At 39.9% G+C, this 15582-nt stretch carries 13 protein-coding genes; 11 read left to right on the plus strand and 2 right to left on the minus strand.

Translation table 11 applies throughout. From position 1 onward, the window contains the following. Nucleotides 1-66: 66 nt before the first annotated feature. The 6 genes from RB215_RS06995 to hflX all read left to right on the plus strand — a co-directional run bounded on the left by RB215_RS06995 (nucleotide 67) and on the right by hflX (nucleotide 7158). Nucleotides 67-1284: a lipoprotein-releasing ABC transporter permease subunit gene (locus RB215_RS06995; protein WP_309217160.1), complete on the plus strand. Its 1218-nt coding sequence runs from the start codon at nucleotides 67-69 to the stop codon at nucleotides 1282-1284. Beyond that, the gene (gene lolD, locus RB215_RS07000) at nucleotides 1277-1975 is read left to right on the plus strand and encodes a lipoprotein-releasing ABC transporter ATP-binding protein LolD (RefSeq protein ID WP_309217093.1); all 699 of its coding nucleotides are present in this window, start codon (nucleotides 1277-1279) and stop codon (nucleotides 1973-1975) included. Before RB215_RS06995 ends, lolD begins: the two co-directional genes overlap by 8 nt. Beyond that, on the plus strand, nucleotides 1965-3209 hold the full coding sequence (locus RB215_RS07005; RefSeq protein WP_309217095.1) for a lipoprotein-releasing ABC transporter permease subunit: 1245 nt from the start codon (nucleotides 1965-1967) through the stop codon (nucleotides 3207-3209). The genes lolD and RB215_RS07005 overlap by 11 nt, the downstream gene beginning before the upstream one ends. A 134-nt stretch (nucleotides 3210-3343) precedes the next feature. Next, entirely contained in the window at nucleotides 3344-3817 is a 474-nt protein-coding gene (locus RB215_RS07010) for a DUF1456 family protein (protein ID WP_011328072.1), read from the plus strand. Nucleotides 3818-4250: 433 nt separating this feature from the next. Then, complete coding sequence (gdhA, locus tag RB215_RS07015) at nucleotides 4251-5603, plus strand: NADP-specific glutamate dehydrogenase (RefSeq protein WP_011328073.1); 1353 nt, start codon at nucleotides 4251-4253, stop codon at nucleotides 5601-5603. A 208-nt stretch (nucleotides 5604-5811) separates the two neighbouring features. Beyond that, entirely contained in the window at nucleotides 5812-7158 is a 1347-nt protein-coding gene (gene hflX / locus RB215_RS07020; RefSeq protein ID WP_309217096.1) for a GTPase HflX, read from the plus strand. A 264-nt stretch (nucleotides 7159-7422) separates the two neighbouring features. On the opposite strand, the gene RB215_RS07025 is transcribed toward hflX, so the two are convergent. Both RB215_RS07025 and RB215_RS07030 read right to left on the minus strand, forming a co-directional pair. After that, entirely contained in the window at nucleotides 7423-9156 is a 1734-nt protein-coding gene (locus tag RB215_RS07025; protein WP_309217097.1) for an AMP-binding protein, read from the minus strand. Between the two features lie 182 nt (nucleotides 9157-9338). After that, complete coding sequence (locus RB215_RS07030; protein WP_011328076.1) at nucleotides 9339-9785, minus strand: DUF3010 family protein; 447 nt, start codon at nucleotides 9783-9785, stop codon at nucleotides 9339-9341. A gap of 382 nt (nucleotides 9786-10167) precedes the next feature. Here RB215_RS07030 and thrS point away from each other — a divergent pair, with 382 nt between their 5' ends. The 5 genes from thrS (at nucleotide 10168) to RB215_RS07055 (ending at nucleotide 15582) form a co-directional block, all read left to right on the plus strand. Beyond that, nucleotides 10168-12078, plus strand: coding sequence for a threonine--tRNA ligase (gene thrS / locus RB215_RS07035; protein ID WP_011328077.1), 1911 nt, complete (start codon nucleotides 10168-10170; stop codon nucleotides 12076-12078). Between the two features lie 61 nt (nucleotides 12079-12139). After that, entirely contained in the window at nucleotides 12140-12700 is a 561-nt protein-coding gene (gene infC / locus RB215_RS07040; protein WP_080516827.1) for a translation initiation factor IF-3, read from the plus strand. A gap of 212 nt (nucleotides 12701-12912) precedes the next feature. Further along, entirely contained in the window at nucleotides 12913-13113 is a 201-nt protein-coding gene (gene rpmI / locus RB215_RS07045; protein WP_004587840.1) for a 50S ribosomal protein L35, read from the plus strand. A 15-nt stretch (nucleotides 13114-13128) separates the two neighbouring features. After that, nucleotides 13129-13491, plus strand: coding sequence for a 50S ribosomal protein L20 (gene rplT / locus RB215_RS07050; protein ID WP_011328079.1), 363 nt, complete (start codon nucleotides 13129-13131; stop codon nucleotides 13489-13491). Between the two features lie 273 nt (nucleotides 13492-13764). Beyond that, on the plus strand, nucleotides 13765-15582 hold the full coding sequence (locus tag RB215_RS07055) for a M14 family metallopeptidase (RefSeq protein WP_309217098.1): 1818 nt from the start codon (nucleotides 13765-13767) through the stop codon (nucleotides 15580-15582).

Raw genomic sequence — 15582 nt, forward strand, 5'->3', positions numbered from 1 at the left:
TACCCAAGTACGGATTATTCGTGTTATTATAAGTTACTATTTTTAGGATAAGTGTTTAAAAACAATATGTTTCAACCGGTTAGTTTGTTTATTGGGCTTAGATATAGTCGCTCCTCAAAAGGGAATGCGTTTATTTCATTTATCTCGTTTTTTTCTATTGCCGGTATTGCGATTGGCTTAATGGCATTATTTACTGTCAGTTCAGTAATGAATGGCTTTGAAGGCAGCTTAAAAACCAATATGCTTGGGCTTATTCCGCACGTTGAAGTGCAAGCTAATAAGCGTACTGCAGCGCAAATGAGTAGTTTAAAAGCAGATCTTGAACAATCTCCTTATGTAAGTACTGTAAGCCTTTATCAGCATGGTGAAGCTATATTACAAACCAATAAAGATTTACACGGTGTGTTGCTGCAAGGCTTATATGGCGATGACGGCTCGCTCTATAAAATTACCGATAAAATAGTACAAGGAAATTGGCAAACAGTACTTAATAAAAACTATAGCATTGCCATTAGTCGCTACCTGAGCCGTAAATTAGGTGTTGGTTTGGGAGATAAGCTGCGGGTTATTATGCCAAATGCTTCTACCTATACACCGCTTGGGCGTATGCCTAGCCAACGCTTGTTTAAAATAGCAGCCATTTACGAAACCGGCTCTGAAATTGACATGGGGCTGGCTTTTACCAGTGGTACGTCGTTGCAACGCGTATTAAAGTTGGATCAAAACACTGCACCTAATTTAAGTATTTCTTTGTATGAACCCTTTGCATTGGATGAATTTATACAGGCCAGCAAACTAATATTAAAAGATCATACCTATACAGATTGGCGCAGCAGCCAAGGCACATTATTTGCTGCTGTAGCAATGGAAAAACGGATTATGTCGATGTTATTAGGGCTTATTGTGCTGGTTGCGGTATTTAATATTGTCTCTGCGCTAACGATGATGGTAAGTGAAAAACAAGGCGAAGTCGCTATTTTACAAACTTTGGGTTTAACACCATCGCAAGTACAAAAAGTGTTTATGGTGCAAGGGCTTTATAATGGCGTGATTGGCACCGCAGTAGGGGCATTTTTAGGTGTATTACTTAGTTTATATATTAATGAATTATTAGCATTAGTAGGGTTAAATTTGATGGCAGGTATAGAGTTGCCGGTAAAGTTTGATGTGCCAAGCCTAATTATTATCGCTTGTTCGAGTATTGCTATGAGCTTTTTAGCCACTGTTTACCCTGCGCGCAAAGCCGCAAAAGTAAAACCAGCCGAGGTATTGCGTTATGAATGATTTAGTTATTAGTTGTGAAAATTTAAACAAGGTTTATCAAGATGGTAGTAACCAAGTTGCAGTGTTAAAAGGGGTTAATTTAGCCCTGCAACAAGGTGAAATGCTGGCCATAGTGGGCAGCTCTGGTTCGGGTAAAAGTACTTTATTGCACATACTCGGTACGCTCGATACTGCAACCTCTGGCAGTGCTAAAATTAAAAATCAAGAAGTGGCTAAACTCTCTCGTAAAGAGCAAGCAGCATTTAGAAATAAAAACTTAGGCTTTATTTATCAATTTCATCATTTGCTTATGGAATTTAGCGCGGTAGAAAATGTAGCTATGCCGCTTTTAATTAAAGGACTAAGTGCTAAGGCTGCGAAAGTAGCTGCATTAGAAATGCTTGAAAAAGTGGGCCTAGCGCATCGCAGCTCTCATAAGCCGTCGGCACTGTCTGGTGGTGAGCGCCAACGAGTGGCAATTGCGCGCGCGCTCGTTACTAAACCGGCATTAGTGCTTGCCGATGAGCCAACCGGTAATTTAGATAAACAGAACGCGATTAAAATATACGACTTAATAAATGAGCTTAATAAAAGTTTAAATACCAGCTTTGTGGTGGTAACACACGACTTAGAGCTGGCTGACAAACTCGGTAAAATAGCCTATTTAGATGATGGAAAACTTACTATTAAAGAGTCGCAACATGTTGCTTAGTGCGTTTATAAGTAAACGCTTTAGAGCGTATTCTGGTCATAAAGATGAAAAAAATGGCTTTGTAAGCTTTATAGCTAAAGCATCTACTGTGGGTATTTTATTGGGCGTTGCGGTTTTAATAGTTGCGCTGTCGGTAATTAATGGCTTTGAGCAGCAATTAGTGCATCGCTTATTAAGCGTAGTGCCGCAGGTTGAATATGTAGCGCCTAATAGGCCAATTGCTAATTGGCCACAAAAAGTTGAGCAGCTGCGACAGCAAGATCATGTAACCGGCGCCGCGCCATTTATTGCAGTTAACGGCATGGCGCAATTTAAAAGCCAATTAAAAGCAGTAGAAATACGCGGGGTTGAGCCTTCATTAGAGGGGAGCGTGTCGGCTATTAATCAATTTACCAAAGGCAAATTGGTGAGCCAGCTTGGCATTGATGAAGTTATTTTAGGCAAGCAAATAGTTAACCAGCTCGATGCCAGCGTGGGCGATAGTATTACCTTACTTATTCCTCAAATAGCTCAGCAAGGGCAGTCATTATTAGCCCCTAAGCGAGTAACGCTGTTACTTGCAGGTATTGTTGAAATGGGTGGGCCAATAGACAGCACAGCTGCATTTATCCACCTTAATAAAGCGCAGCAAACATTAGGTTACGATGAAAGCCAAGTAACCGGGCTTCGCCTAAGCGTTGATGACGTATTTACCGCGCATCAAATTGCGCTACGGGTAGGGCAAACCATAGACGACTATGTATACATTTCTAGTTGGTTTAGAACGCAAGGCAGCTTATACCAAGATATACAAATGGTGCGTACCATAGTTTATATTGTGGTGTTTTTAATTATAGCTGTGGCAAGTTTTAATATTGTGTCCTCATTGGTAATGGAAGTACGCGAAAAACAAGGCAATATTGCTATTTTAAAAACCATGGGCGCAAAAGACAGTACCATTTTAGCTACCTTTGTAATGCAGGGGTTAACGCAAGCTTTTGTAGGTGTGGTATTAGGCAGCTTAATTGGTGTGGTACTGGCAATAAATATTAGCGAATTATTTACTTGGCTCAGCCAACTCTTTGGCGCAAACCCACTTCAAGGAGTTTATTTTATAGAGTTTTTACCCAGTAAGTTAGTGTGGCAAGATATTGTGGTAACAGTTGTTGTTACTTTTATTTTAGCGGCGTTAGCTACTATTTATCCGGCGTGGCAAGCAACAAGAGTTGACCCTGCAAAAGTGCTGGGTAATTAGCGGCATTGGTAGCGTGTGCGCTGCTAAATAAAAACTAATAGGGCAGTATTGGCAAGTCTGTTAAACTAGGGCGCTTATTTACAAGCTAACAATAACTAACCATTGGGTTAGCATTTACTACTCTGGGATTTACTTTGACAAATAACGATATTTTACGCCGCATTCGCTACACTTTTAATTTAACCGACACCGCTATGGTAAATGTTTTTGCTGCAGCTGAGCATACGGTTACTACAGAGCAAGTAATTGCTTGGTTAACTAAAGAAGGCGAAGAGGCTTACACTGAAATAAGTGATACAGAGTTTGCAACTTTTTTAAATGGTTTTATTAATACGCAACGTGGTAAGCGCGAAGGCGATCAACCTGCTCCTGAGAGCAAGTTAAATAACAATATTATTTTTATGAAGCTGCGTATTGCTTTAAATATGAAAGCGGAAGATGTGATTGCGACGCTGGCACTCGTTGACTTTAATTTGAGTAAGCATGAGCTAAGCGCGTTTTCTCGTAAAGTAGATAACAAGCACTACCGCGTATGTAACAACCAGGTACTTCGTTTATTTTTAACGGGTGTACAACAGCAGGTTCGTCCACAAAGCACTGCTGAGTAAGCAAGGTAAAGCCATTACTCTTTCAAAACGCTAAAACAGCCCTTGTTTTAGCGTTTTGTTGTTTTTAAGTTAAATATATTTCAACTTGTTACACGCCTACTTTAAAATTGTTCAATACCGCTTAATAAACTAGCAATTGAATGAGATCATTTAAATATCAAGTAATTACCTCCTTTGTTAGCTGTTTGTTTAGTTTTAGCAACTGCGCACTGTATTTTTATATTGTTAAAGTGAATAAAAATTTGGCTAGTCGCTGTTTTATTTTTACACAACAGTAAAATAATTCAACTTGAATGACGTGCAACACCACTCTTTCTAATGGTAAGGTGTATGAAAATTATGATTTTAAAATAGATTTATATTCAAAAAACAAACTCAATCATACTTACCCGAATTCTCAAATTTTAAAAATAGCTTACACGGAAGAATAATTATGAATTATATACATAGTACGATAGCTCAATTAAAGCAAACTAGCCCCGCGCAAAGTGAGTTTTATCAAGCTGTTGAAGAAGTACTAGAATCTTTAGAACCTCTTTTTGCAAAAACTACAAATTATCAAAAAGAAGCCATTATAGAAAGAATGGTAGAGCCAGAGCGTCAACTAATGTTTCGTGTACCTTGGGTTGACGACGAAGGTAATATTCAAGTAAATAAAGGCTATCGCATTGAATTTAGCTCTACCTTGGGCCCATATAAGGGGGGCTTGCGTTTTCACCCGAGTGTTAATGCCAGTATTATTAAGTTTTTGGGTTTTGAGCAAGTGTTTAAAAACTCATTAACCGGCCTACCTATTGGTGGTGGTAAAGGCGGTGCTAACTTTGATCCAAAAGGGCGCTCAGACGGTGAAATAATGCGTTTTTGCCAATCATTTATGAACGAGTTATACCGCCACATTGGCCCAACTACCGACGTACCTGCAGGGGATATTGGTGTTGGCGCACGCGAAATTGGTTATTTGTTTGGCCAGTACAAGCGTTTAACAGGGCGTTACGATGGTGTGTTAACCGGTAAAAGCCTAATGTGGGGTGGCTCGTTAGTTCGTAAAGAAGCAACTGGCTACGGCGCAGTGTATTTTGCAAACTACATGCTACAAAACCGCGATGATAGCCTAGCTGGAAAACGTTGTTTAATTTCGGGCTCGGGTAATGTTGCTATTTATGCGATGGAAAAGCTGTATCAATTAAATGCAAAACCAATTACCTGTAGTGACTCTCGCGGTACGTTATTTCATGACGCGGGTATAGACTTAACGCTTATTAAAGAGTTAAAAGAGCAGCAACGTGGCTGTTTAAGCAAATATAAAGAAAGCTACCCAGAAGCTACTTATATTGCTCGCGCAGATTACCCAGAAGATGGGCATGCAGTGTGGCGTTTTAAAGCCGATGCTGCGTTCCCGTGTGCCACTCAAAATGAGTTAACTCAAGGCGATGCAAAAGCGCTACTAAGCAATGGCTGTATTTTGGTGAGTGAAGGTGCAAACATGCCTTCGACCAAAGACGCGATTGACTGCTTTATTAAAGCCAAAATAGCTTACGGCCCAGGTAAAGCTGCTAATGCGGGCGGCGTTGCAACCAGCCAATTAGAAATGGCGCAAAATGCCAGTATGCAAAGTTGGACTTTTGAAGAAGTGGATGCAAAATTACAGCACATAATGAAAAACATTTTTAATATTGCTAACGAAACAGCGGCAGAATTTGGCCAACCTACTAACCTGTTACTTGGCGCTAATATTGCTGGTTTTCGCCGTGTTGCCGATGCAATGATAGAGCAAGGCGTAGTTTAACTAAAATAGTTTAAAGCAATTGCAGCTTATTGCTGTGAGAGCCTGTACTTAAAAACACCCCATAAATTTAGCTATTTATGGGGTGTTTTATTTAAATAACCGCTTAAGTTAGTTATAACGCTATAAAGCCAAGCTATAACAGCGTAGGATCAGGCTACTTTCGAATGAAAATAGGTTTGCACTTCGCGGTGCATTAACATAAAAAACTATGCAACTAACTGCAAAAGCATCACTTCCTAACGCATTACTTATCTCTATTAGTACACCTCACTTTAAAGGCGATGAAGCAACTGAGTCGCTTGCAGAGTTGGCACGCCTAGTTACCACTCTTGGCTTTAAAGTAGTTGGCACACAATCACAAAAGCAAAGTTCTACCCAAAAAGTAAATGTACTTGGCTCAGGCAAACTGGCTGAAATAGCGCGCCTTACTGGAAATAAAGGTTCTGCTGCAGATGAGGATGAAAATTTTCTTGATGACGATCCATTATCCGACATGCCATCAGAAATTCCATCAGACGGTTTAGATTTTGCTTGTGCCGATGTTGTCGTTTTTGACTGCGATTTAACGCCTTCTCAACTACGTAATGTTGAGAACCAGTTAGGTGTGGAAGTATTTGACCGCACCGGCATAATTATTGAAATATTTAGCCGCCATGCGCGCACTAAAACAGCAAAATTACAAGTTGAAATTGCTCGCCTTAACTATGTAGCGCCGCGTCTGCGTGAAACAACTACCGGCGATAAAGAACGCCAAATGGGTAAGGGTGCAGGTGAGACAACGCTTGAACTTAACCGTCGTAAAGTACGCGACCAATTAGCCGAGTTAAAGCGTGAACTGGTAAATGTTCAAGATGTAATGATGGACAGACGAGAACAGCGCTCAGAGCTATTTTCGGTTGCTTTGATTGGTTATACCAATGCGGGTAAATCGTCGATGATGCGCGCAATTACGGGCAGTGATGTAGAGGGCGAAAACAAACTTTTTGCTACGCTGGATACCACAGTTCGTGCTTTGTATCCAATAACGCAACCACGCATATTGGTATCTGATACAGTTGGTTTTATTAAAAAATTACCGCATGACTTAGTTGCTTCATTTCATTCAACTTTAGCCGAGGCACATGATGCGTCGTTATTGTTATATGTAGTTGATGCCTCGGATGCGTCTTTTCGCTCACAACTAGATGTAGTGCATAATGTATTGGCAGAAGTGGGCGTACAAGGTAGTAAAAAGTTATTAGTACTTAACAAGTCAGATCAACTTAGCGATGAGCAACAACAAGCATTAATGGCTGAATTTCCTGATGCCATGATGACATCAACACGTAACCCAGCTGATATAGCTAAATTACATAAATACATTGTTGATACAGCACAAAGCGACATGATTGAAGAAGAGGTTATTATTCCTTATACCGCCAAAGGTATAGTGGGTGAAATTCGCTCGAGCATGAGTGTCATTAAAGAAGAATATGAATATAGCCATATTAAGCTCACCGTACGCTCCAATGCGATTGACTTAGAAAGGCTAAAAAAGCGTATGCTTAATTTATAGTTAACCTGAACTCTGGTTAAGAGATTTACTAACATATTGAATCATCGTTATATTTAATTTTATTTTCTCTAGCCAGAGGTTTTCAGTGAAAACAAGGCGAATTTACGCGTCAATAGCTGGCCTATTGCAAGTAAATTCAACGCAGTTAGCGCTGAAAACAGCTGCTTGAGATAAGTTTATTATCCGGAGCTCAGGTTAGTTAGTGCACGTTTGGTATAATAAAAGCACAGCCCAAAACAGGCTGTGCTTTTTTAAAACTGATAATTATGAAAACGCTTTTTCTGCTAACTCTTCTTGCATTTGTTCTCGCATTTTAAACTTTTGCAGTTTACCGGTTACCGTCATAGGGTAATTTTCAACAAAACGAATATGGCGCGGCACTTTAAAATAAGCTAGTTTGTCTTTTAAAAACAACCGTATTTGTGCTTCGTCTAGTTGTGCATCTTCTTTGGGTTGGATCCAGGCGCATACTTCTTCACCGTATTTTTCGTCGCTAATACCAAATATAGCGGCATCTTGAACACCTGGGTAGGTATAAAGCACTTCTTCTATTTCGCGGGGATAAATATTTTCACCGCCGCGAATTATCATGTCTTTAATGCGGCCAACAATACTAACAAAGCCTTCGCTATCCATTACCCCTAAGTCGCCAGAATGCAGCCAACCATCTTGATCTATGGTCGCTTTGGTTTTTTCTTCATCGTTCCAGTAGCAACGCATAATTCCTGCACCCCGACTGCATACCTCACCCGATAGCCCCACGGGTTGAATGTTACCTAGCTCATCAATTATTTTAACTTCGGTATGCGCTAATGCACGGCCTACTGTCGTTACTTGGCGCTCAATAGATGAGTCGGTTTCAGTAATATTATTAATAGGGCTGCATTCAGTTTGGCCATATGCAATAACTACTTCGTGCATATTCATTAAAGTTTGTACTTTGCGCATTACTTGCTCGGGGCAGGTAGAGCCGGCCATTACACCAGTGCGTAATGTACTTAAGTCGTAATCATTAAAGTTACTTAATTCAAGCTCACTAATAAACATGGTCGGTACACCATGCAGTGCTGTACAGCCCTCATTTTGTACTACTTCGAGAGTTGTTTTCGGATCAAATGCATCCCCAGGATAAACGGCTGTAGCGCCTTTGCTCATAGACACTAAACTGCCAAGTACCATACCAAAGCAATGATAAAGTGGCACAGGTATGCATATTTTATCTTTATTGGTAATGTGCATGGCTTCACCAACAAATAATGCATTATTTAAAATGTTTTTGTGAGTAAGCGTTGCCCCTTTGGGGTTGCCAGTGGTGCCAGACGTAAATTGAATATTGATATCTTGATTGCAATTAAGGGTAGCGGCTACTGAATCTAACTGCTGTTTATGCTCTTGAGTTGCAAGTGCGGTTACTTCAGCGAATGAAAACATACCAGGGCTTGCTTCATCACCAATTCTAATGACGTTTTTAAGCGTGGGAAGAGCAGCGGCATTAAGCTGCCCTTTTTCGCACTCTGCTAGCTCTGGCGCTAAACTTTGTAGCATTTGCAGATAGTTACTGCCTTTAAATTCTGAAGCGGTAATTAAGGTAGTGCACTCAACGCTGTTTAAAGCGTACTGCAATTCGCTGGGGCGATAAGCTGGGTTTACACATACCATAATTGCGCCAATTTTAGCGGTGGCGAACTGAGTTAAACACCATTGAATGTTATTTGGCGACCAAATACCTACTCTTTCTCCAGGCTTAATACCCAGTGCTAGTAAGCCCATTGCTAATTGGTTTACTTGATGTTGAAACTCTTTATAGCTCAAGCGTATATTTTGATGGTGCACAACCACGGCTAATGCGTCGGGGGCATTGTCGACAATGCTGTCGAAGTAGTCACCTATGGTTTGCTTGGTTAATGGGGTGCTTTGTATTCCTTTAAAATAACTCTGCAATAGCGGCATAGGGTTTATTTTTTCTATTTCTTTAACCGCTTTTGTTGTTACATTCATGTCATTCTCCGTATCAATAGATATGAATAGCTGAATGATAAATAAACATATATTGTCGACAAAGGGAAGAGGGGTAGACTAATGTCTTAGGTTTGTTGCTGAAAATGAAATAAGTAAAAATAAAGCAAAAAAAAACGCGCCTTACACTGTAAGTACGCGCTTTTAGCAATTACTAAATGAGGTTACATTTCGTCGCTGCGGTAAGTTTTTTTCATAATATAAACGTAAGCGTTTACAAAAGCATTTTCTTGATACTTTTTAAGACCGGTATCCTCAAAATCAATAGGGATAGGGTTGCGTTTAACTTGCTCTTTAATTTCGGTTGTTGTAAATAATTTTACATCAAGGTTTTCGATTAGCTGAATCGCGGTTTCCATTTTAAAACCATTAGCACTACCAGCAAATTTACCTTTTGGAGCACGTTGACGTATTGCAACAGAATCAATTTGGTAATCTTGCATTAGCTTGGCAAAATCAAACTGAAACTTGCGCATTACTTCTGTGTCGTTACCGTTACCTAAGGTAAAGCGTGTTTGGCGCACGTCGCGAATATCAAATACGTCATTATCTTTACTTAAAATACAAAGTAGTACATCACTACCGGTAATATCTACACCACATGTTCTCATTACTATTCTCTAATATAACTTAATTACCCAGTATTATACGCAACATCCATTAAATTGCGAGAGTAAGCACTTAAGTCAGTTGTAAATTTAACGGCGATTAGATTTATTATATTGATGCAATAAAATCTGCGCCGAAACATTATTAATTTAGCCTTTATAACAAAATAGCAGGTGTTTTAGCCGCTTTAAACTTGTAATTAGTAGCGTTGCACGCGACAATATCTTTTTTGTAGTTGAGCAGACTCAGCATCTACATTAGCCAAATTTGGCGAGAAATAGTCAATGCTTATTCGTAAGAGCGTTGTCGAGTCATTCTCATTTAATTAATTTAAAAAATACACGTGATACATTGTAGGTGTCACCACTGTAGTAAGGATTTATAATGCCAGTTATTACTCTCCCTGACGGAAGTCAACGTAGTTTTGAAAACCCAGTAAGTACGCTAGATGTTGCCAACGATATTGGTCCAGGGCTCGCTAAAGCGACCATTGCTGGCCGTGTTAATGGCGAGCGTGTTGATGCATGTGATCTAATAAGTGAAGATTCGCGCCTTGAAATCATCACCGCAAAAGACGACGACGGCTTAGAAATTATTCGTCACTCGTGTGCACACTTAATTGGGCATGCGGTTAAACAGCTTTTCCCAGATGCAAAAATGGCAATTGGTCCTACTATTGATAACGGCTTTTATTACGATATTGATATGGAACAGTCGTTATCTCAAGATGATCTTGACGCGATTGAAAAGCGTATGTTGCAACTTGCTAAAACAAACTACGATGTAGTTAAAAAAACCGTAAGCTGGCAAGAAGCACGCGATGTATTTGCAGCGCGTGGTGAAACATACAAAATAGAAATTTTGGATGAAAACATCGCTAAAGATGACCGTCCAGGGTTATATCATCACGAAGAATATGTAGACATGTGTCGTGGCCCTCACGTACCTAACATGAAATTTTGCCAAAACTTCAAAATAATGAAAGTAGCGGGTGCATATTGGCGTGGTGATTCAGAAAACAAAATGCTACAACGCATTTACGGCACAGCGTGGGGCGATAAAAAGCAACTAAAAGCGTATTTAAAACGCCTTGAAGAAGCTGAAAAGCGTGATCACCGCCGTATTGGTAAAGCACTTGATTTATGGCATTGGCAAGAAGAAGCGCCAGGTATGGTATTTTGGCACAACGATGGTTGGAGCATTTACCGTGAGCTTGAAGATTTTGTGCGTGAAAAGCTACGTGAATATGATTACGAAGAAGTAAAAGGTCCAATGATGATGGACCGTTCGTTATGGGAAAAATCAGGTCACTGGGAAAAATATGCAGATGCTATGTTTACCACAGTGTCTGAAAAGCGTGAATACGCGATTAAACCAATGAACTGCCCAGGTCACGTACAAATATTTAATCAAGGTTTAAAATCGTACCGCGATTTACCACTACGTATGGCTGAGTTTGGTTGTTGTCATCGTAACGAGCCATCGGGTGCATTACATGGCTTAATGCGCGTACGTGGCTTTACCCAAGATGATGCGCACATTTTCTGTACCGAAGAGCAGATAATGGACGAAGTTTCAGCGTGTATTAAGATGGTTTATGATACATATGAGACATTCGGTTTTGAAAAAATCGTGGTTAAGCTCTCAACACGTCCAGAGCAACGTATTGGTGAAGACCATATGTGGGATAAAGCAGAGCTGGCATTAGCCGAAGCACTTAAACTAAACGAGATTGAATTTGATTACCTACCAGGTGAAGGCGCATTTTACGGCCCTAAAATTGAATTTACTTTGTACGATTGTTTAGACAGAGCGTGGCAATGTGGTACAGTGCAACTAGACTTTGCATTACCGGGTCGTTTAGGCGCAACTTATGTTGCTGAAAATAACGAACGCCGCACCCCAGTTATGATACATCGTGCCATTTTAGGTTCTATTGAACGCTTTATTGGTATTTTAACTGAAGAATACGCTGGTTTATTCCCTACGTGGCTTGCGCCAAAGCAAGTGGTAATTATGAATATTACCGATAAACAAGCCGATTATGTTAAAGAAGTTGTACAAAAATTAAATAAACTTGGAATTAGAGCCACTGCTGACTTGAGAAATGAGAAGATTGGCTTTAAAATCCGAGAGCATACACTTAAGCGTATTCCTTACTTACTTGTTGTTGGCGATAAAGAAGTTGAACAACAAGAAGTAGCAGTACGTACCCGCACAGGTGAAGACCTTGGCAAATTTAATGTTGATGACTTTGTAGCTAAAATTAGCGAAGAGATAAAAAGTCGACAATAAAAAATCGAGCGTGTAAGGCATTTACAAACAGCCAATTACACGCTTACTATTATTGATATTCTTGGAGGAACGTACTATTAGAGGCGGCAAGAAAGGGCAACAAACAGCCCAAAAAAATCGTATTAACGAAGAAATTACAGCTCAAGAAGTTCGCTTAATTGACATTGACGGCGAGCAAGCTGGAATTCAGTCATTAAAAGACGCGCAAACTATGGCTGATGCAGCGGGTGTTGATCTTGTAGAGATTAGCCCGAACGCTGAGCCGCCTGTTTGTAGAATCATGGACTACGGTAAGTTCATCTTTGAAAAAAGCAAAGAACTAAAAGAGCAGAAGAAGAAGCAAAAGCAAATCCAGATAAAAGAAATCAAATTCCGTCCTGGTACGGATGAAGGTGATTATCAGGTTAAGCTGCGCAACTTACGTAAGTTCTTAGAAGCTGGCGATAAAGCTAAAATTACGATTCGCTTCCGTGGTCGTGAAATGGCTCACCAAGAAATTGGTATAGAATTATTAAACCGTATCAAAGGCGATTTGGAGGAGCTTGCAGTTGTTGAGTCTTTCCCTAATCGCGTTGAAGGTCGCCAAATGGTTATGATGATGGCGCCTGTTGCTAAAAAATAATTTTTAAGCGATAATACGCACCGAAAATAGCTCAGGTCTGCAAGTAATATGTAAATATTCACCTGAGTTAACCGGTTTTAAAGTAAGACTGCAGCATTTATGCTGGGTTTTCACCGGAACATGGCAGTAAGTTAGGCCTGAAAGTGGAGCTATAGCAATATATCTCACGCCTGCTTACTAATTTAAATGCAATACAATTTGGAGTTATTGCAATGGCTTATAAGCTAAAAAGTCACAGAGGCGCAGCTAAGCGTTTCAAAAAGACTGCTTCTGGCGGTTTCAAGCGTAAACAAGCGCATCTTCGTCATATTCTGACTAAGAAAACTTCTAAGCGTAAGTTACACCTACGTCCTAAGATGATGGTTCATAAAAATGACCATGGTCTAGTTTCACGTATGTTACCGTTCGCTTAATAGGGGTTTTTAGAAATGGCAAGAGTTAAACGCGGCGTTGTCGCACGTGCACGTCACAAAAAAGTTTTAAAACAAGCAAAAGGTTATTACGGAGCACGTTCACGTGTTTACCGTGTAGCTTTCCAGGCTGTTACTAAAGCGGGTCAATACGCTTACCGTGACCGTCGTGCGAAGAAACGTACTTTCCGTCAATTATGGATTGCACGTATCAATGCTGCTTCACGTCAAAATGGTCTGTCTTACAGCCGTTTTATCAGTGGTCTTAAAAAGACATCTGTAGAAATCGATCGTAAGATCCTTGCAGATATCGCTGTTTATGACCAAGTTGCATTCGCAGCGCTTGTTGAAAAAGCAAAAGAAGGCCTAGCGGCCGCTTAAGCTTTTTTATATAAGTATTAAAAAGGAGCCTATGGCTCCTTTTTTTGTGTTCGGCGTATAGTAATTATTCCGCAGTTTGCTTTTATCATTAGTATAAACTGCATAGTATATTGAATTTTAGTAAATTTATTGTTCCCCTTAATAATTCGCTAAACACAAACAAAGTGCTAAATGTTATTGGCTGCTTTTTTTTGTTGAATCACCGCACTTTCATCATATAAAAATGTTTAATTGATATAATTTATTTAATTAAGGCGTTTGTTAGAGAATTTTATGTTTGCAAGTTTATTGGTTTTATCAGCTAGTGTGGCGTATGACAGCCATTTACCTCCTTTGTTGCCATGGCAAGGGCAAAGCATATCCCTAATGCAAAAAGCAGGTCCGCTGACCACTGACTTTGAACTATCCTCTGGTGAAGCATCACCAAGTTATGCCGAGACGATGGCTTTTGTAGACAGACTGGTTGCTGCGAACCCAACGCAATTTAAAGCTCAAACAATTGGTTACAGCAATAGCCAACGGGCTATAAAAATGTTGATTGCCAGCGAGCAAGGGTATTTTCAAGCCAGTCAAATAGCAAACGATACTAAACCAACCATTTTTGTTCAAGCCGGTATTCATGGCGGAGAAATTGACGGTAAAGATGCCATGTTTATGTTGCTCAGAGATATAGCAACAGGTAAGCGCCGCGATATATTAAAAAACGTTAATATTTTATTTATTCCTATTTTAAACGTAGATGGCCACGAGCGCAGTAGCGCATTTAACCGTATTAATCAGCGCGGTCCGGTAAAAATGGGCTTTAGAACCAATGGCAATAATCTAAATTTAAATCGTGATTTTACTAAACTCGATACACCAGAAATTAAAAGTGTTTTAAAAGTAATTAACGACTACAACCCTAATTTGTATATTGATGTACATGTAACCGACGGTGCAGATTATCAATACGATGTAACCTATGGCTACAATCCGGTGTTTGCTAGCGAGTCGCCGGCGGTATCAGATACACTCAATCAACTTTTTAAACCTTTAATAGATGAAAAGCTGGTATCGCAAGGACATATACCAGGACCACTGGTATTTGTTATGGACAAGCGCGAGTTTAAAAGTGGCCTAGCGGGTTGGGTGGCTACGCCAAGATACTCTAACGGCTGGGGAGACTTAAAGTCATTACCGACCATTCTCGTTGAAAACCATTCATTAAAACCCTATAAACAACGAGTTTTGGGGACGTATGTGTTTTTAGATGGCGCAATAAGTGCGCTTGCTGAGCATAGTAATGAATTATTAGCTGCGGTAAAAAAAGAGCAAGCATTTATTCCTAAGCAACTTAGTGTTAAGCGCGGCTATGCTGAGCAAGCAAACGAAATAGAATTTAAAGGCATAAGTTACGCGCGAGAACAAAATGCACTTTCTGGGCAAGTAGAAGTTAAATATTTAGGTAATAAGCAAGACTACACTAATCTTCCTATTTATTGGCAAAAAGAGGTGCTGCATACAGTTGAAGTACCTAAAGCATTCTTTATTCCGCCAGTGTATAGCGACCTTGTAGCAAAACTTAAATTGCATGGTGTGGAGTTTACTCAGCTTGAGGGGGTAAATACTCAACCATTAAAAGTAGCGAAAGTAAAAGATTACACTTTTGATAAAGCCCCCTTTGAAGGGCGATTTAGAGTCTCGGCAAACTTTGATTATGTTGCTGCAATTAATGTTGATTTAAATGGCTGGTATCAAGTGAACACGCAGCAAATAGCAGGCGAGTTGGCGGTGCATTTATTACACCCCGAAGCGCCTGACTCATTTTTTGCGTGGGGCGAATTTAATACTATTTTTCAGCGTACTGAGTACATGGAAAACTATGCATTAATTCCTTATGCCCGCCAAATGCTCAAAAATAATCCTAAATTAGCGCTCGCGTTCGATAAAAAGATTAATGACGATAAGGTATTTGCCAAAGATGCCGATGCGCGCTTAAATTGGTTATATGAGCAGAGCCCATTTTACGATCAAGCTTATTTAAAATATCCAATATTAATGTCTTTTGAAGAAGACATTGTACTTGCTGAGCAAAAAGATAAAGAAATTTAA

It is taken from the genome of Pseudoalteromonas sp. HL-AS2, assembly GCF_031198805.1.
Lineage (GTDB): Bacteria > Pseudomonadota > Gammaproteobacteria > Enterobacterales > Alteromonadaceae > Pseudoalteromonas > Pseudoalteromonas nigrifaciens.

Coding starts and splice junctions, on each gene's coding strand:
- RB215_RS07005 (WP_309217095.1), top strand. CDS start 1,965: ATGTTGCTTAGTGCGTTTATAAGTAAACGCTTTAGAGCGTATTCTGGT.
- rplT (WP_011328079.1), top strand. CDS start 13,129: ATGGCAAGAGTTAAACGCGGCGTTGTCGCACGTGCACGTCACAAAAAA.
- gdhA (WP_011328073.1), top strand. CDS start 4,251: ATGAATTATATACATAGTACGATAGCTCAATTAAAGCAAACTAGCCCC.
- thrS (WP_011328077.1), top strand. CDS start 10,168: ATGCCAGTTATTACTCTCCCTGACGGAAGTCAACGTAGTTTTGAAAAC.
- lolD (WP_309217093.1), top strand. CDS start 1,277: ATGAATGATTTAGTTATTAGTTGTGAAAATTTAAACAAGGTTTATCAA.
- RB215_RS07030 (WP_011328076.1), bottom strand. CDS start 9,785: ATGAGAACATGTGGTGTAGATATTACCGGTAGTGATGTACTACTTTGT.
- rpmI (WP_004587840.1), top strand. CDS start 12,913: ATGGCTTATAAGCTAAAAAGTCACAGAGGCGCAGCTAAGCGTTTCAAA.
- RB215_RS07025 (WP_309217097.1), bottom strand. CDS start 9,156: ATGAATGTAACAACAAAAGCGGTTAAAGAAATAGAAAAAATAAACCCT.
- hflX (WP_309217096.1), top strand. CDS start 5,812: ATGCAACTAACTGCAAAAGCATCACTTCCTAACGCATTACTTATCTCT.
- RB215_RS06995 (WP_309217160.1), top strand. CDS start 67: ATGTTTCAACCGGTTAGTTTGTTTATTGGGCTTAGATATAGTCGCTCC.
- RB215_RS07055 (WP_309217098.1), top strand. CDS start 13,765: ATGTTTGCAAGTTTATTGGTTTTATCAGCTAGTGTGGCGTATGACAGC.